8 protein-coding genes are annotated in these 18335 nt (G+C 69.4%); 2 read left to right on the top strand and 6 right to left on the bottom strand.

Features of this window, described 5'->3' with window-relative positions:
* Positions 1 to 127: 127 nt before the first annotated feature.
* From CAL12_RS01590 to CAL12_RS01580, 3 genes are all read right to left on the bottom strand, one after another.
* Positions 128 to 1837, bottom strand: a complete 1710-nt coding sequence (locus CAL12_RS01590; RefSeq protein ID WP_086062878.1) for a hydantoinase B/oxoprolinase family protein — start codon at positions 1835 to 1837, stop codon at positions 128 to 130.
* A complete protein-coding gene (locus tag CAL12_RS01585; RefSeq protein ID WP_086062877.1) occupies positions 1830 to 3887 on the bottom strand; it encodes a hydantoinase/oxoprolinase family protein in 2058 nt (685 codons plus the stop codon). The genes CAL12_RS01590 and CAL12_RS01585 overlap by 8 nt, the downstream gene beginning before the upstream one ends.
* Before the next feature lie 76 nt (positions 3888 to 3963).
* Entirely contained in the window at positions 3964 to 4950 is a 987-nt protein-coding gene (locus CAL12_RS01580) for a Bug family tripartite tricarboxylate transporter substrate binding protein (protein WP_086062876.1), read from the bottom strand.
* 155 nt (positions 4951 to 5105) lie between these two features.
* Between CAL12_RS01580 and CAL12_RS01575 the strand changes: the two genes are divergently transcribed.
* Entirely contained in the window at positions 5106 to 6008 is a 903-nt protein-coding gene (locus tag CAL12_RS01575) for a LysR family transcriptional regulator (RefSeq protein WP_086067614.1), read from the top strand.
* A gap of 205 nt (positions 6009 to 6213) precedes the next feature.
* Positions 6214 to 8268, top strand: a complete 2055-nt coding sequence (locus CAL12_RS01570) for a hybrid sensor histidine kinase/response regulator (RefSeq protein ID WP_198298350.1) — start codon at positions 6214 to 6216, stop codon at positions 8266 to 8268.
* A 12-nt stretch (positions 8269 to 8280) separates the two neighbouring features.
* On the opposite strand, the gene recD is transcribed toward CAL12_RS01570, so the two are convergent.
* The 3 genes from recD to recC are packed head-to-tail and all read right to left on the bottom strand — an operon-like array spanning position 8281 to position 18237.
* Entirely contained in the window at positions 8281 to 10434 is a 2154-nt protein-coding gene (gene recD, locus CAL12_RS01565) for an exodeoxyribonuclease V subunit alpha (RefSeq protein ID WP_086062874.1), read from the bottom strand.
* Positions 10434 to 14480, bottom strand: coding sequence for an exodeoxyribonuclease V subunit beta (gene recB, locus CAL12_RS01560; protein WP_157792854.1), 4047 nt, complete (start codon positions 14478 to 14480; stop codon positions 10434 to 10436). The genes recD and recB overlap by 1 nt, the downstream gene beginning before the upstream one ends.
* Entirely contained in the window at positions 14473 to 18237 is a 3765-nt protein-coding gene (recC, locus tag CAL12_RS01555) for an exodeoxyribonuclease V subunit gamma (RefSeq protein WP_232464668.1), read from the bottom strand. Before recC ends, recB begins: the two co-directional genes overlap by 8 nt.
* Between the last annotated feature and the right edge of the window lie 98 nt (positions 18238 to 18335).

Raw genomic sequence — 18335 nt, 5'->3', positions numbered from 1 at the left:
CGGAGGCCGCGCTGGCGGCGGCCAATCGGCCTAGGCTAGCGCACGCGCCGCTCCCGTCGCAACCGCCGCGCGGCGACCATGGGTACGCCTGTCCCGGGCGCCGACGCCCGCCCCATGGAAGGCACGCTCAAGCGAGCTTGCCGGCCCCATAGACATCGCGCGCCGCGGACTCGCTGATCTTGCCGTCCAGCAGGTCCCGCCGCAGGCGCTCGGGCGTGCGCAGCCCGGGAGCGCCATAGCCACCGCCCCCGGGCGTTTCGATGCGCACGCTTTCGCCAGCGTCCAGCACGATGTTCGCCGTCTTGGAAAACAGCTCTTCCTGCCTGTCGGTGCCGTGATTGCGCACCAGCCGCGCGCGGCGCCCTTCCAGGCCGCCGTCCACCCCGGTCGCCACGCCGACCGTATGGCTGTCCGACCGCGCGGAGAATACGATCCCCGGCACCAGCGCGCTGATCTGCTTGGCGATGGCCAGCCCGCCGCGCGTACGGCCCGCGCCGCCCGAATCGGCGATCATCGCGTACTCGTCCATCAGCAGCGGATACTCGTTTTCCAGGGCCTCCACCGGCAGGTTGGACGTGTTGGTCATGTGCACGTGCACGGCATCCATGCCATCGCTATCGTGGCGCGCGCCCGCGCCGCCGCCCAGCGTTTCCAGGTAGACGAACTGGCCGGGCCGCGTCGACCACTTGCCGGAAAACACGATGGCCGGGCAGCAGTCGTTGCCCGAGGCCATGATTTTCTCCGGCGGCAGCAGGCCGCGGAAGGCGCCGAATATCGCGCCGGCGACCTTCTGCGCAGTAATCGACCGCGCACCCACGGCCGCGGGATGCTCCGGATTGGTGATGGTGCCCAGCGGCGCATGGATGTCGATCGGTTCGAACAGCCCCGCGTTGGGGGCGATCTCCGGATCCAGCAGCGCCTTGACCGCGTAGTACACCGAGGCGCGCAGCGCATTCACGGGCAGGTTCATGGCGCCGCGCGCCTGCCGCCCCGAACCGGTGAAATCGAAATGCAGGCGGTCCGGATGCACCGTCAGCGTCACCTGGATGCGTACGGGATCGCCGCCCAGCCCATCGTCGTCCAGGTCGGACTGGAAGGTATAGCTGCCCTGCTTGAGCTCGGCGATGCGGTTCAGCAGGCGGCGGCGGGTGTAGCGGATCACGTCGTCCACGGAGTCCAGCACGGCTTGCAGCCCCATCTGCCGGATCAGGCCCTGCATGGCCGCGGCGCCGCGCCGGTTGGTGGCCATCTGCACGCGCAGGTCCAGCAGGCGTTCTTCCGGGTCGCGCGTGTTGGCGCAGATCAGGTTGAGCAGGTCCTCGTCCATCTGGCCGGCGCGCGCGATGCGGGTGACCGGGATGCGGATGCCTTCGGCGAAGATGGAATTCAAGCCGCCGGCGATGGAGCCGGGCACCGGCCCGCCGACGTCGGAATGGTGGGCGATGTTGGCCGCGAAGAAGCGCAAGGTCCCTTCCCAGAACACCGGCGTGACGATGTTGATGTCGGGCAGGTGGCTGCCGTTGGCCAGGTAGGGATCGTTGCAGATGAAGATGTCGCCTTCCTGGATGGTGTCGACGGGATGGCGTTCCAGGATGGCCTGCATGGCGCCGTTCAGCGACCCCAGGTGCAGGGGAATCTGCGTGCCCTGGGCCACCAGCCGGCCCAGTGCGTCAAAGAGCGCCACCGAGCAGTCCTTGCGCTCCTTGATGTTGGTGGAGAACGACGCGCGCACCAGCGTGTTGTTCATGTCTTCCGTGATCGACAGCAGCCGGTTGCAGAAGACTTCCATGCCGATGGGATCGGCCAGCACATCGTCCGTGCGGGTAGGTTCAGCCATTTGCGTTGCCTTGCAGGGTAATGATGAGGTTGCCGTAATCGTCCACCACCGCATGGTGGTCGACGCCGATCACGGTGGTGGAGCTCATTTCCTCGACCAGGGCGGGGCCCTGGAAGGACACGCCGGTGGGCAGGCGGCCGCGGTCGTAGACGGGCGCCTCCAGCCAGCCGTGGGCGGCGCCGAACCAGGTGTCGCGCGCGCCGATGCGCGCTTCGGCCACCGTGCCGCGCACGGTGCGCGGCGACAGCGGGGCCTTGATGACCTGCCCGGTGGCCTGCACGCGGCAGTTGATGATCTGGATGGCGCGGTCGTCGACGTCGTAACCGTATTCGCGCATATGCGCCTGGGCGAAGCGCGAGAGGAATTCCTGGAAGCCGCTTTCCGCGATGTCGTCCAGCGGCACCTGCACTTCGAAGTTCTGCCCTTCGTAGCGGGCGTCGATGGCGCAATGCGCGGCGCGCAGGTCCGGCGCCACGCCTTCCGCGGCCAGCCATTCGTCGGCCTGTTGGCGCAGCGACTCGAAGATGGCCGCCACGCGGGTCCAGTTCGCCGGATTGGCCAGCGCGATCTCGCTGCGCACGAAATCGAAGGAAATGTCGCTGAGCAGGATGCCGCGCGCGCACATGGTGCCCGGTTCCTGCGGCACGATGACGCGCGGGATGCCGCATTCTTCCGCGACTTCCACCGCGTGCAGCGGTCCCGCGCCGCCGAAGGCGAACAGTGCGAAGCGCGACAGGTCGTAGCCGCGTTCTGTGGATACGGCGCGGATGGCACGGCTCATGTTGGCCGTGGCGATGCGCAGGATGCCTTCGGCGGCGTCCTCGATGCCCAGTCCCAGCGGCAGCGCCACCTTTTCCTGGATGACCTGGCGCGCGGCCTCCGCATGGACCGGCATGCGGCCGTTCAGCAGCGACACCGGGTTAAGGCGCTGCAGCACGATCTCGGCGTCGGTGATGGTGGGTTCGACGCCGCCGCGGCCGTAGCCCACGGGGCCGGGCACCGCGCCGGCGCTGTGCGGGCCGACCTTGAGCGCGCCCGCATCGTCCATCCAGGCGATGCTGCCGCCGCCCGCGCCAATGACGTGGATGTCGACCATGGGCGTCTTGACGGGATAGCCCGCGACGTGGCGATGCGACGTGAACAGGGGCTTGCCGTCGACGATCAGGGACACGTCGGTGCTGGTGCCGCCGACGTCGAAAGTGACCAGGTTGGGGCTGCCGATCACCCGGCCCACCGCGGCGGCGCCCACCACGCCGGCCGCCGGGCCGGACAGGCAGGTGCGCACGGGGAACTGGCGCACGCTGGCGATGGACATCAGCCCGCCATTGGAATGCACCGTATGCGGCTCGTGCGGAATACCCAGTTCGCGCACGCGCTGCAGGAAGCGTTCGAGATAACCCGCCATGCGCGGGCCGACGGCGGCGTTCAGCACCGTGGTCGACAGGCGCTCGTATTCGCGGAACTCGGGCAGCACTTCGCTGGACAGGCTGATATAGGCGTCCGGCATTTCCTGCGCGACGATCTCTCGCGCACGCTGTTCGTGCACCGGATTGCGATAGGCGTGCAGGAAGCAGATGGTGACGGCGCCGATGCCCTGTTCCTTGAAATAGCGCGCCGCGTCGCGCACCGCGGCCTCGTCCAGCGGCTCGCGCACCTCACCTGTGGCCTGCACGCGCTCGGCGACTTCGATACGGAACTGGCGCGGCACGGCCACGGGCGGCTTGCCCACGCCGTAGTCGTACAGGTGCGGGCGGGTCTGGCGGCCGATTTCCAGCACGTCGCGAAAGCCGCGCGTCGTGATCAGGCCGACCCGCGCGCCCTTGCGCTCGATGATCAGGTTGGTCGCGACCGTCGTGCCGTGGCCCACGTGCGAGACCTGCGCGGGCTCGACGCCGTGCATCTCCAGCATGCCGGCGATGCCGGTGGCGATGGCGCGCGAGGGATCGTCAGGGGTGGACGGCACCTTGTGGAAATGCACCACCCCGGCGGTCTCGTCGATCATGGTGAAGTCGGTAAACGTCCCGCCGACGTCTATGCCGATACGGTACATATCGTTGTCTTCCTGAAAAGAGTCTATCTGGCGTGGCGCCGCCGCCGGATGGCGTCCGCGCCACGCATGGCTGGAACTAGTCGAGCTTGATCTTGGCCTGCTGCACGACCTTGCACCACTTGGCGTTGTCGTCCTTGATCATGACGGCGAAGGCATCGCCGGTGATGGAAGAAACCTGCGAGCCCGTGCTCTCCAGGTACTGCTTCATCTCCGGGCCGTTCTGCACCTTGACGATGGCCTGGCTCAGGCGCGTGGCGATGTCGGCGGGCAGATGGGCCGGCGCGAACATGCCGAACCACACGATGGCCTCGAAGCCGGGGTAGCCGGACTCGGCCACGGTGGGCACGTCAGGCAGCATGGGACTGCGCTGCGCCGACGTCACCGCCAGCGGGCGCAGCTTGCCTTCCTTGATGTAGGGGTAGGACGTCATGATGACGTCCATCATCATGTCCACCTGGCCGCCCAGCAGATCGATCAGCGCGGGGCCCGAACCGCGATACGGCACGTGCGTCATCGAAATGCCGGCCGCGCTGGTGAAGAAAGCCGATGCCAGGTGGTTCGACGTTCCCGGACCGTTGGATGCGTAGGTGTAGCGGCCGGGGTCCTTCTTGGCCAGGGCGACAAAGGATTGCAGGTCCTGCGCCGGCACCTTGCTGTTGTTGACGACGATCACGTTGGGGATGGTCGCCACCACCGCCAGCGGCGTGAAGTCCTTGGCCGCGTTGTAAGGCAGGCTGGGGTAGATGCAGGGCGCGCTGCCGTGCGTGCTGACCGAGCCCATCAGGATGGTGTAGCCGTCGGCGGGCTGGCGGGCGACGTAGTCCGTACCCACGGTGCCGCCCGCGCCCGGACGGTTTTCGACGATCACGTTGGCGCCCAGGTTCTTGCTGAGGCCCTCCGCCAGCTTGCGGGCGATCAGGTCGGTGGAGCCGCCGGCCGCGAAGGGCACCACCATGCGGACCACCTTGTCGGTGGGCCAGGCGGCCAGGGCGGCGGCGCTGGACAGCGCCATGGCCATGCCGGCCAGCATGCCGCGGCAGCGGCGTAGCGTTCGTGCGTTCATATGCAATTCCCCTTGATCCATGGATACCCGGGCGCGGATCGCTGTCCGCTGAACTCCGGGTCGTATGTGATGCAAGGGAAATCCTAGGCCCGCCGGCGCGCGGGCGGCAGTCATTTCCATTTATAGTGGCATCAATGCTGTTGATGATGCTCCCGATGAAATACCCGGACCTCAACCTGCTCATCCATTTCGACGCGCTGATGACCTGCCGCTCGATATCCCGGGCGGCCGAACAGGTCGGCGTCACCCAGCCGGCCATGAGCGCGGCGCTGAGTCGCCTGCGCAAGCTGTTCAACGACCCCCTGCTGGTGCGCGAATCCAGCCATTGGCAGGCCACGCCGCAGGCGCTGGCCCTGCATCTGGAATTCCAGCCCCTGCTGGCCCGCTGGCAGCGCGCCACCGGCCCGCGCGAAGTCTTCGACCCGCGACTCACCGCACGCACCTTTTCGCTCTACGCGACGGATTACATGCAGTTCACGCTGATGCCGCGCGTGCTGCCCGACCTGGCGCGCGACGCCCCCCACCTGCAACTGCGGGTGATCCCGGCCCGCCTGCAGCATGGCCTGAGCATGCTGGACACCAATCACGTCGAACTGCTGGCCGGCTATTTTCCCGAACCGGCGCAGGACCTGCGCGCACGCTTCCTGTACGACGAACCCGCCGTCTGCATCGTTCGCGAAGATCACCCCTGCCTGCGGCGGCGCTGGAACCTGGACGCCTATCTACGCTACCCGCACATCGACCTGTCCGCGCACACCGGCTTTTTCAGCAGCACCATCGATCGCATGCTGCGGGCCATGGGGCGCCAGCGCACCGTCGCCGCGACGCTGTCCAGCTATCTGGTCGGCCCCTATGTGGTGGCCGGTTCGGACCTGATCTGCACGGTGCCGCGCAGCGTGGCCAAGGCCGTGGAGCGTTCGACGCGCCTGGTGCTGCTGGACGTTCCCCTGAAGCTGCCCACGCTGTCCGTATCGCTGTACTGGCACGAGCGCCACCAGGAGGACCCCGGCCATGGCTGGCTGCGGCAATACATCGCGGAGCGGGCCACACAGCCATGACTTCGGAGGGGTTGGAATCGGGAACCATTCGGGCGTGACAATTGCTGCTCTACCTGGCCGCTGATTTTTACGTGCTTTGAGGCTAGACTCCACAACCAGATTTTGTTTCCGTGTCGCCATGTTGACCTGCCCGGTCGGCATGGCCCACGGGCCCCGGCCCAGGCCTGCACGGGACGCCGTGCGGGCCCAGGCCCACGAGAGCGCCATGAATCACCCGAGTTCCCCGAATCCGTCCAGCTCACCCCTGCAGGCCCTGTCCGCCGACCGCCGTATCGAGCTGATGCTTCGCGCCATCCGCGACTACGCCATCTATCTGCTCGACAAGGATGGCTACATCGTCAACTGGAACACCGGCGCCGAACGCTTCAAGGGTTATGCCGCCGCCGAGATCATCGGCCAGCATTTTTCCCGCTTCTACACCGAAGAAGACCGCCGCGACGGCCTGCCGCAGCGGGCGCTGCGGATCGCCGCGGAATCCGGCGTCTACGAGTCCGAAGGCTGGCGCGTGCGCAAGGACGGCACGCGCTTCTGGACCAGCATCGTGATCGACCCGGTCTACGACGACAACGGCGAACTGGTCGGCTACGCCAAGGTCACGCGCGACATCAGCGACAAGAAGCGGGCGCAGGAAGCCTTGTTCGCGGCCGAACAGCGCTTCCGCCTGCTGGTGCAGGGCGTGCGCGATTACGCCATCTTCATGCTCGACGAAGAAGGCCGGGTCACCAACTGGAACGCGGGCGCGCAAGCGATCAAGGGCTACACGGCGCACGAAATCATCGGCCAGCATTTCTCGCGCTTCTACACGCCGGAAGACCGCGAACGCGGGGAACCGCAGCGCGCCATCGCCACGGCCTTGCGCGACGGCCGCTTCCTGGGAGAAGGCTGGCGCATGCGCAAGGACGGTACGCGGTTCTGGGCCAGCGTGGTGTTGGATCCGATACGCGACGAAAACGGCACCTTCATCGGCTTCGCCAAGATCACCCGCGACGTGACCGAACGGCGCGAAGCCCAGTTGGCGCTGGATCGCAGCCGCGACGCCTTGAACCAGGCGCAGAAGATGGAAGCCATCGGCCGCATCACCGGCGGCGTGGCGCACGATTTCAACAATCTGCTGACCATCATCCGGTCGTCCGCCGAACTGCTGCGCCGGCCGTCGCTGCCGGAAGAAAAACGCCTGCGCTACATCAACGCGATATCCGACACGGCCAACAAGGCCGCCCTGCTGACGCGCCAGCTGCTGGCCTTCGCCCGCAAGCAGCCGCTCATGCCGGAAGTCTTCCAGGTGGCGGACCGGCTTCGCGGCATGGAGCACATGATCCAGACGTCGATCGGGTCGCCGGTCAAGCTGAAGATGGACCTGCCGGCGAACATACGACCCATCGAGGCGGACCCGAACCAGTTCGAGACCGCCATCCTGAACATGGTGATCAATGCCCGCGACGCCATGCCGCGCGGCGGCGGGCTGACCATCACGGCTCGCCAGGTCGATCACATACCGCCGGTTCGCAGCCATGCCGGCGCCAGCGGCGATTTCGTCGCCGTGTCGGTCGCCGACACCGGCACCGGGATCGAACCCGCCACGCTGCAACGGATCTTCGAACCCTTCTTCACCACCAAGGCCGTCAACAAGGGTACCGGCCTGGGCTTGAGCCAGGCCTATGGTTTCGCCAAGCAATCGGGCGGCGAAATCGGCGTGGACACCAAGATGGGCGCGGGCACCACTTTCACCCTGTACCTGCCCTGCGCGAAAGCGGGCGCGGTGCCAGCAGAAGGCGATGAAAAGCCCGTCGCCCTCGCAACCGGCGACGCGACGATGTCGGTCCTGCTGGTCGAAGACAACGAGACCGTGGGGCGCTTCGCGCTGGGCCTGCTGCATGAACTGGGATTGACGGCGCATTGGGCCACCGATGCGCAATCGGCGCTGTCCCTGCTCGGTGCGCGCAACGGCCGATTCGACCTGCTGTTCTCGGACGTCGTCATGCCCGGCATGAGCGGCATCGAGCTTGCCGCCGCGGTGCGCCGCCGCTGGCCCGAACTGCGTGTCGTGCTGACCAGCGGCTACAGCCATGTCCTCGCGGAACAAGGGACGCACGACTTCGAATTCCTGCCCAAGCCGTATTCGGCGGAATCGCTGGTCAAGATGCTGGGCCTGGACGTGCAGTCCAGGCCGGGCCTCGATAGGCCGGGCCGCGATAGGCCGGGCCTATCCAGCGCGGGTCCATCCGGCCCAGGTCCGGACAGCGCGCCGCCCCAGGATTAAGCCGGCCCGCGCTTACGCCAGCAGGCCGCTGGCGCGCCGCACCTGCCGGGCGATGCCCTGTTCCAGCACGTGGTCGCCACCGGGACTGAGCAGGGTCAGGAAGGCCCGCGCCCGGGTGATGCCGGTGTAGAGCAATTCGCGGGTCAAGATGGGACTGAGCCGCTCCGGCAGCACCACGGCCGCATGGTCGAATTCCGAGCCCTGGGACTTGTGCACCGTCAGCGCGTACACCGTCTCCACCGCCTGCAGGCGGCTGGGCAGCACCCACTTGATACGGCCGCTGCCGTCGGTCATGGGAAAGGCCACGCGCAGCACCGGCGCGCTGTCGGGCGCCGCCGGCAGCGCCAGGGTGATGCCGATGTCCCCATTCATCAAGCCCAGGGCGTAATCGTTGCGCGTGACCAGCACGGGACGGCCGGCGTACCAGCCCTCCGTCGCGTCGATCAGTCCGCGGTCGCGCAGCAGCCGCGCCACGCGGCGGTTCAAGCCTTCCACGCCCCAATTGCCATGGCGCAGCGTCGTCAGCAGCTGGAAGGCGCCGTGGGCCGCCAGGACCTGCCGCGCCCAGTCGTCGAGGTCTTCCTGGCCGGCGCCCGGCGCCGGGCGCCGCGCGCGCATCAGGCGCAGGTAGCGGGCATAACCATGCGGCCCATGCCGATCCAGCGCGTCGGCGCCGGTGCCGGCGTCCAGGGCCAGCTCCAGTTCGGTCAGCGCCTGGCCATCCAGGACCAGGGCGGCGAAATCCCGATCGCACTCGCCCCCCGCCAGCCGCGTCACGCCGGCATGGGGCTGGCGCCAGAAACGCGCCACCTGCTGGCGATTGCCCGCATTGATGGCGGCGGCCAGGCGGCCGATGCCGCTGTCCGAGGCAAAACGATGGCTGTGCCGCAGCATGACGATGGCCTGGTCCAGGGCGGTCCCCCGGGCATCGATCAAGTCGTCGGCGACGCGCTGGCCGCTGACCTGCTCCAGCCAATCGCGCGTGGCGGGCGTGTAGCGACCGCCTTGCGCGTCGCGGCACAGATCGGCCAGCACCGCGCCTGCCTCGACCGACGCCAGCTGGTCCTTGTCGCCCAGCAGGACCAGCCGGCCGCGCGGCGGCAGCGCCTGCAGCAGCGCCGCCATGGTCTCGAGGTCGATCATCGACGCCTCGTCGACCACCAGCACGTCCAGCGGCAGCGGATGGTCGGCGTCATGGCGGAATTTGCGCGAGCCGGGGCGGCTGCCCAGCAGCCGGTGCAGCGTCGATACCCCGGTCGGAATGGCCTGGCGCAGCGCGGCGCCGGCCGGTAGCTCCGCCAAGGGCAGCCGCGACACCGCGCCGGCGATGGATTCGCTCAGCCGCGCCGCCGCCTTGCCGGTGGGCGCCGCCAGCCGGATACGCAACGGCCTCGCCACGGCGGCGGCCGCGGTGGCGGCGCCGGTTTCCACCCCCTGCAGCGCCAGCGCCTGCAGGACGGCCAGCAGCTTGACGACGGTGGTGGTCTTGCCGGTACCCGGACCGCCGGTGATGATGGTGAATGCGCTGCGCGCGGCGGCTGCGCAGGCGATCTTCTGCCAGTCGGCGCCGGCGGTGGCCCCTTCGGCGGGAAACAGGACGTCCAGCATCGCGCGCAAACCGGCGGACGGCAGCGCCGCCTGCAATTCCGGATTGCGCGCCAGCCGCGCGGCGATGCCGGCATTGATGTCCTGCTCGTACTGCCAGCAGCGGCGCAAGTACAGGCGCTGGTCGACCAGCACCAGCGGCGTGCCGCCCGGCCCGTCGCCAACCAGTCCCGGAACGTCCAGCGCCGCCTGCCAGCGCGGCAGGGATACCTGGGCCAGCAGCGCGGCGGGCGAGCGCAAGGGCACGCCGGAGGCCGGCTGCCCGGCGCCCTCGGGCGGCAGCGCCAGCGTCAATTCAGGGTCTTCCAGCACGGCGCCCAGGTCCAGGCAGGCATGGCCGTGCGCCAGCTGGTGGCTGGCCAGCAGCGCGCCCAGTATCGCCAGGGCGGGCGCGTCGGGCACTTCGTTCCACAGGAAACGCGCGAACACGGCGTCCAGGGGACGTATCCAGCGATGGGCGACCCATTCGTCCATGGATGCCAGCAGCTCGCCGCGGCCGGCCGGCGCGTCGCCGCGGGAGGACGCGGACGTGGCGGATGCATGGATGTCGGACAGGAACATCAGGCCGCCTCCTCGCGCACATGCGGGGCGAACAGCCGGTCCAGCGCATGCATCAGCGCGGCGGGCGGACGCTCCACGAAGACGCCGCCCTGCGCCGCGTGCGTGCCGCGCAGGAATACATAGGCGGCGCCGCCGACGTGCCGGTCATAGTCGTAGTCGGGAAGCCGCGCGCGCAGCAGCCGATGCAGGGCGAACAGATATAGCGCGTACTGCAGCTCGTAGCGGTGTTCCAGTATGGCGTCGCGCATGGCGGCCTGCGTGTACGCCGCGTCGTCCTCGCCAAGGCGGTTGGATTTGTAGTCCAGCACGTAATAGCGGCCCTGGTGCTCGAACACCAGGTCGATGAAGCCCTTCAGCATGCCGTTCATGCGCGCCGGTTCGAGCGCCTGCCGCGGCGCCTGCCGCAGCGTGTGTGCGCGCACGACGTGGTCCAGGCGCGTGACGTCGACGTCGTCGGCGCCCAGCCAGAATTCCATTTCGGCAAGGTAGTCGCCGATGCCCGCGAGCGCCACCGGGGGAACCGGGCCGCCCGGCATGTCGGGCAGCGCCATGGGTCTGGCCACCGTGTCCAGCAACCAGGCTGTCAAGGGCTCGGTCCAGGCGGCCCAGTTGTGCTCTTCGCAGCGGCGCGCCACCGCCTGGCGCACCGCTTCCGGCTGGTCGGCGATGGCGGCGAAGCCCTGGTCGGCGGCCCATTCGAGCAGCTCGTGGAAGAAGGTGCCGGCCTGCGCGCCGGCGGGGAACGCGTGCAGGGCGCCGCCGGCGTCGCGCGGCAATGGGATCGCCGGCGGCAGGCGGTTGGCGGGCCAGGCCGGCATCGTGTCCGCGTCACCCGCGCCATCGACGTCGGTGTCCGTGCCGGTGGCCTCCAGGAACACGTCTTCGCGCGCGGTCTCCGGCTCGGCTTCCTTGACGCGGTCGCCCGTGGCGGTACGCAGCGAGGAGTAGCTGGCGATCCACCACGGATCGCGCACGCCGCGGCGCATGATGCGCGCGCCGCCTGGCGAGGCCGTGACGTGGCGCGCGGCGTGTTCCATGGCCACGCCAGGCGCGGCAGCCGCGGCCTGCGTCGGGCCGGTCCTTTCGCTCTCCGGCCGGTAGCGGATGTCCGCGGGCGGCGGCGCTTCGCGCACGGCGATATCAGCGTGGCCGGCGCGCCAGGTGTCCAGCACCTCCGGCAGGGGCTGGTCGGCGGGCGCCAGGCCGCGCCCCACCAGATAGCCGATGGCGCTGGATTCCAGGTTGGCGATGGGCGCGACGCCGACCCAGGTGGCATAGCGGGCACGGGTCAGCGCGACATACAGTTTGCGCAGGTCCTCGCCCAGGCGTTCGCGATCCGCGCGGGCGTGGCCGTGCGCGTCGGGGACCAGCGACACCTGCAGCCGGCCGTGGTCGTCGTGCCAGGACAAGGGAACGGCATCCGGCCTGACTGCGCGGAACGCGGCCGCGTAAGGCAGGAAGACCAGGGGATATTCCAGGCCCTTGGATTTGTGGACGGTGATCACGCGCACCAGGTCGGCGTCGCTTTCCAGGCGGATGGTCAAGGCGTCGTTTTCTTCGCCCACGCTGGCCGCATGGCGCATTTCCGCAAGATGCCGCAGCAGCGCGTGTTCGCCGTCCAGCCGCACGCTCGCCTGTTGCAGCAGCTCGGCGATGTGCAGGATGTCGGTCATCGCGCGTTCGCCGTCGCCGGTAGCGGCGACCGGCGCCAGCAGCCTCGCGGGCACGCCGAAATCGTCCAGCAGCCGCCGCAGCATCGGCAGCACGCCCTTGTCGCGCCAGCAGCGTGCGTAGGCGCGGAATTGCTGCACGCGCGCGTCCCATTCCAGTTCGTCCTGGCCGATGCGGTCCAGGTCCTGCCATGCCACGCCCAGGGTGGGTGTGGCCAGCGCCGCGCGCAGCGCGCGGGCATCGTCGGGCTCGGCGCAGGCGCGCAGCCAGAATTCGATTTCGCCGGCCTGGGCACTGGCATACACGGATTGCCGCTCGGACAGGTATACGCTGCGCACACCTCGGCGCGACAGGGCGCGGCGCACGGCGCGCGCCTGCCGGCCGGTATCGACCAGCACGGCGATGTCGGCGGGACGCAGCGGCCGCGCGCCAAGTGCGTCACCCTCCGGAGGCGGCACGGCCTGGTCGCGCGGGACGAAGCCCGCGCCGCCCGCCTGGCTCAAGGCCAGCAGCCGCGCGACCTCGCCGGCGCAGGCGTCGGCCATGGTGTCCAGGTACACACCCGCGCCCATGGCCTTGCCATCCTCGGACGCCGGCAGCCACCACATCGTCAAGGCCGGCGTGGCCGCGCCGTCCAGCACCAGGCGATCGGGGCGATCGTTCGCGCGCACGGGGATGAAAGGCACCGGGTTGCCATCGCCGCGGCGGAACAGGAATGCCCCATCGCCCGCTTCCCGCCGTTCCGCTGCCATGAAGCAATGATTCACCGCATCCACCATGGGCTGCGTGGACCGGAAATTCGTGCCGAGCACGTACAGGCGACCGTCCACCGCGGCGCGCGCGCGCAGATAGGTATGGATGTCGGCGCCGCGAAAGCCGTAGATGGCCTGCTTGGGATCGCCGATCAGGATCAGCGCGCTGCCCCTGTCGTTGGCGGCCACGCGGTAGACGGCGTCGAAGATGCGGTACTGGACCGGATCGGTATCCTGGAATTCGTCGATCAGCGCGACGGGAAACTGTTTGCGCAGCGTGTCGGCCAGGGTCGCGCCGGATGGCCCCGCCAACGCGGCGTCCAGCTGGTCCAGCAGGGCGTCGAAGCTCATCTGCGCGCGCTGCGCCTGTTCGGACGCGAAGCGCCGGCTCACCCACTCGGCGGCGTGGCGCAGCACGTCATGGCGCGCTTCGGGCAGCGCCTGGGTTTTTTCGCGCAGCTCGGCTAGGGCGACAAAGGCCGGATGATCCGGGGGATCGCCCTTCCACGCTTCGCTCAGGCCCGGGCCCAGGCGCAGCCAGGCGGTGTCGGTCAATTGCGGCATGCGGGCATCGGCGTCCTCGCACCATGCCCGCAGATTCTCCAGCCAGGCCTGGTAGTAGCGGGCCTGGACCTGGCGTCCGTTCACGCGCTTGGCCGCCACCCCTTCATCGAACAGCTGGCGCAGTTCGGGCAGCCATGCCTGCCAGGGCTGCTTCAGTTCGCGCAATACGCCCTGGCGACGCTCGCGCACAGTGCGCAGCAGGTCGCAGGGTGTACCGGCATCAGCATCAGCATCGTTGGCATGCCGCCGGGCGGCGGTACCGCCGCCGCTGCCGCTGTTTTGGCTGGCGTGCCGTGGGGCCGTGATATCCGCGGCATCGAGGCCATCCGCCATGGCGGTCTTGCCAGGCGCCTTCAATTCCGGCGCGAAGCGCAGTACGGGCAGCAATTGCGCCTGGAGCGCATCGGGCCCCGGCCACCAGGCCCGCACTTCCGCCGCCGACACCGCGTCCAGCGGCGCGATGTGCGCGCGCCAGTAGTCGCGCACGACCTCCGCCATCAGCGGCGCCGTGTTCTGTTCCAGCGTCTGCTGGAACAGGCTGTTGCTGTCGAAGGCATGCTCGCGCAGCATGCGGTTGCACCACCCGTGGATGGTCGACACGGCGGCTTCATCCATCCACTCCACGGCCAGTTGCAGCTTGCGCGCGCAGGCTGCCCAGGTTTCCGGCGGATACTCGGCGCGCAGGTCGTGCAGGGGATCGCCGTCGCCCGCGGCTTCGGCTTCGGCTGGATCGGCCAGGAAATACGCGGCCGCCTGGGCCAGCCGCGCGCGGATGCGGTCGCGCAGTTCCTGCGTGGCGGCTTCGGTAAAAGTCACCACCAGGATCTGCGGCGGCATCAGGGGCCGGTCGAAGCCGTCATCGCCCCCATGCCCCAGCACCAGGCGTACATACAAGGTGGCGATGGTGTAGGTCTTGCCGGTGCCGGCGCTGGCCTCGATCAGGCGGCTGCCATGCAATGGAAAGCGCAGGACGTCCAGCGGCGTGGGCGCCGCATCGCGCGACGTGGCCGTGCCCGGCTCGGATCGGGACTTGCCGTGGATGTGCCGGGACTCAACCATGCGCGGCCTCCTGTCCATCCGTGGCCGCCTTGGCGCGGTTGCGGTCCGCATACAGGGACGCGCGCATGGCGCGCAGCCAGGACTGCGCCAGCGCGAAGAATTCCCCGCCATGCGCCAAGGCGGCGAAATCGGGATATACCGCCTGCAGATAGGGGCTGTCGTCGACTTCGCCGCGCTGCTCGGCGACGCCTTCGTAGATCTTGCGGGCAGCCTGGCCGGCGGGCGCGGCCAGCAGCGCCGGAATGCCGCCTTCGCGATCGGCGTCCCAGTCGTCCGCCGCGTCGCCAGTGTCATTGTCATCGGCGCCTTCAGTGCCGTCGGCCGATACGGGCAGCTCAGGCGCCGCCGGATGCCGGGTCAGCCATTCGAACGCCGTGGCGGGCGCCAGGGGCAAGGGTCGCGTCATCCCGGCCTGCCAGCCGCGCAGCCAGACCCGCAGCAAACGCATCGCCGCGCGCCGCGGCATGGGCGGAAAGACCACGTCGCCGGCCTTGCTGACCACCACGGTGGTCACGGCCACGCCGGTCAACTGTGCCGCGACGTGCGCGACCCAGTGCGGCACCACCCGCGCCGCCCGGTACCTGCCCTTGGGAATCAGGCTGCTGCTATCCACCAGCAGGCGGCAGCGCTGGCCCTCGTCATCCTGGCGAAACCCGGACAGGCTGTCTTCCAGCGCGGGCGCGCCGTCGATGGCGGGCAGCAGTATGGGAAACTCCTCACGCAGGCCATCAGGCCAGCGCGCCAACGCCTTGGCGTAGCGCTCCGCCATGTCGTCCAGCGGCGCCAGCAGGTCTTCCGCGGTAAGGGCGCCGAACGCGCCGTCCGGCAACATACCCGCGCGGCCGATGCGAGCCACTTCGGCTTCGCGGCTGGCCACGTAGTCTTCTCCGGCTTCCAGCGCGCGGCATTGCGCGCGGATCAGGGCATCCTGGAGCTGCCATTGCTCCAGGGCATCGGGAACGAAGGGTTCGACGTCCTCCGTCGCCGCGTCCTGCAGCGCGAAGCTGACCTGCAGGCGCTGCTTGAAGAACGCATCCACCGGTGCACGCACGAAATCCGCCAGCTCGCGCAGCGTCAGCGGCTCTTCGCGCGACAGGGGTGGCAGCGGCTGCCGCGTATCCGCGCGATGGCCGGCGGGGTCGCGCCATTCACGGGCGTACGTGAACAGATCGCCGGCGGCCGGCACGGCGAAATAAGCCGGGCTGAAGGGCTGCAGGCGGTGCTCCGTGGTCAGGGCGGCCAGCAGCGCCTGTTCGGGCTCGGCGGACTTGGTGGACTTGGTGGACTCGGCGGTCGCGGCGGACTTGGTGGGCGACGCCGCGTCGACATCCCGCGCCAGGTCGCCAGCCAGCCGCCAACCTGTCGCCAGATGGTCGCGCAGCTGGCCCACCAACACCGAAGGCGGCCGCGGCGTGTTGTCGCGCACGCTGCGACCCACCCAGGACACCAGCAGCCGATCGCGCGCCGACAGCAGCGCTTCCAGGAACAGGTAGCGGTCGTCCTCGCGGCGCGACCGGTCGCCGGGACGATAGTCGTAGGCCATCAGGTCGAAGTCCATGGGCATGCGGATGCGCGGATACTCGCCATCGTTCATGCCCAGCAGACAGACGATGCGGAATGGAATCGCGCGCATGGGCATCAACGTCGCGAACGTCACCGCGCCGCCGAAGAAGCGCTGCGACAAGCCGCCTTCGTCCAGCCGCGACAGCCAATGCTCCGCGACCACCGACAGCGGCAGGGTCTCGGTGACGCGAGCCTCCGCGCAGATGTCCAGCCACGCGCGCAGGGCCGCGTTCAGCTGCTGGAGCGTGTAGGCGTCCATGCCTTCATCCGGGTGGAAGAAGCGTTCGAGCAGCGCGGCCAGCCGCTCGCCCCATACTTGCGGCGGCGCGGGTTCCGCCAGTTGCAGCCAGGTCTGTTCCAGGCTGTCCACCAGGTCGGTCAAGGGTCCGAGCAGCGCCGCGTCCAGGCCGCCGATGTCGTCGTAGGGTTCGATGCCGCGCCAGTCATCGGCGCGCGCGCCGACCGCATAGCCCAGCAGCATGCGGCGCAAGCCGAACAGCCAGCTGTTCTGCGCCGCCGCCGTGCCGCTGGAGGGCAGTCCCAACGCCTGTCGCTGCGCATCGTGCAGTCCCCAGCGGATGTTGGCGCCGCGTATCCACGCATGCAGCAGCGGCAGCTGGTCCTCGGCGATCTGGAAGCGGTCGCGCACGGCGGGCACTTCCAGCAGATCCATGAAGTCGCTGACCGAAAACCGCGCCTGCGGCAGTTGCAGCAATTGCTCCAGCGCGTGCAGCAAGGGATCGGCGTGCCGTTTCACGCGATCGGCGATGGTATAGGGAATGGCGCGCGGGTCGTCGCGGTCGTGCAGGCCGAACACCGCCTGGATATGCGGCGCGTAGGCCTCGATATCCGGCACCATGACGATGACGTCGCGCGGCCGCAGGGTAGCGTCCCGATCGAACGCCGCCAGCAGCTGGTCGTGCAGGATCTCGACTTCGCGCTGGCGGCTGTGCGCGACATGGAAACGGATCGATGCGTCGCGCCGCGGATCCACCGCCGGCCAGCGCTCGCGCGTTTCGCGCAGGGGCCGTAGATCGCGGATGTCGTCCTGCAGCTGTCGCAACAGCGTGTCGTCGCCGGCGGACTCGAACAGGTCCAGGCGTTGCGCCGTCCCGCCCAGGGCCGCGCTGATCCGGGCGCGCGCGTCGGCGCTGTCGTGCTCGTCCAGCAGGCCGATGAAGTCGCGCCCTTGCTTGCCCCATGCGGCCAGCAGGGGATGCGCGTGCAGATGCAGTTCGTCTTCACCCATGCGCGCGGGCAGGCCGGGACGGCGCTGCTGGCGCGCATGGGCGGCGCGCAACAGGTCCTTGCCCTCGATGATGTCGGCCCAGTAGTGTTCGCAGGGGTTGTTCACGCACATCAGCACCTGCGTCCAGCGCGACAGCACGGCCAGCACTTCCAGCGACTGGCGCGGCAGGGTCGAAATACCGAACACGATCAGCCGCCGGGGCAGGCCCGGCAGGGCCGCGTCGTCGGGCAGGCCGGCGGCGCGGCGCAGGAAGGCGCCATGCACGGCGGCGCGGCCATCCGACGAAGGCGCCACGCCCATGGGGGCGTCCATGGCCTTGACGTCGTCCAACACCGCGCGCCACAACGCCGCCTGCCAGCGTTGCGACGGCGGCAGCGGGGCACCGGCCTGCGCTGGATCCGCCACGCCGTCGCGTGGCAAGCTGTCGTGGCCCGCCGCCCATGCCGCCAGCCAATCGGCCCGGTAGACCTGGTACTGGTCGAACACGTCGGCCAGGCGTTCGGCCAGTTGATAACGCTTGCGGCAATCCGCGTCGTCGCGCAGGAAGCGGCGCAGCGGCGCGTACACCGGCTGGTCCATCACTTCCGGCAGCAGGCGCAGCAGGCGCCACATCAGGCGCGGCTTGTCGAACGGCGATTCCTCGGGCACCGCCGCCGCGCCCAGCACGGCGCGATAGGCGCGCCACAGGAAGCGCGATGGAAGCAGGAATTCGAAGGCCGCGGCAATGCCGGCGCCGCCCCCTGCGCCATCGCGCGGGTCGGCGGCCAGCGCCAGTTTCAGCCATTGCGCGATGCCGCTGCTTTGCACCAGCACCACCTCGCGTTCCAGCGGGCCCAGCGGGTGGGTGCGCATCCATCCGACCAGCACGTCGCGCAGCGATTCGGACAAATTGCTGTGGATGACGATCAGGCCGGGCGGCAGGGGTGGGAAAGACGCTGGAGGCACCGGAAGCTTCGCTATATCGATCAACCCGGAACGATAACTCGGATCGGCAGGGGACGGAGCCGGTTCGGGCGCGGCGGGCCGGCCGGGTATCGAGGCCG

It is taken from the genome of Bordetella genomosp. 8 (genome assembly GCF_002119685.1).
Classification (GTDB): Bacteria; Pseudomonadota; Gammaproteobacteria; order Burkholderiales; family Burkholderiaceae_B; genus Bordetella_C.
Note: the sequence above shows the minus strand (reverse complement) of the source record. Positions and strands in the feature narration are given on the sequence as shown.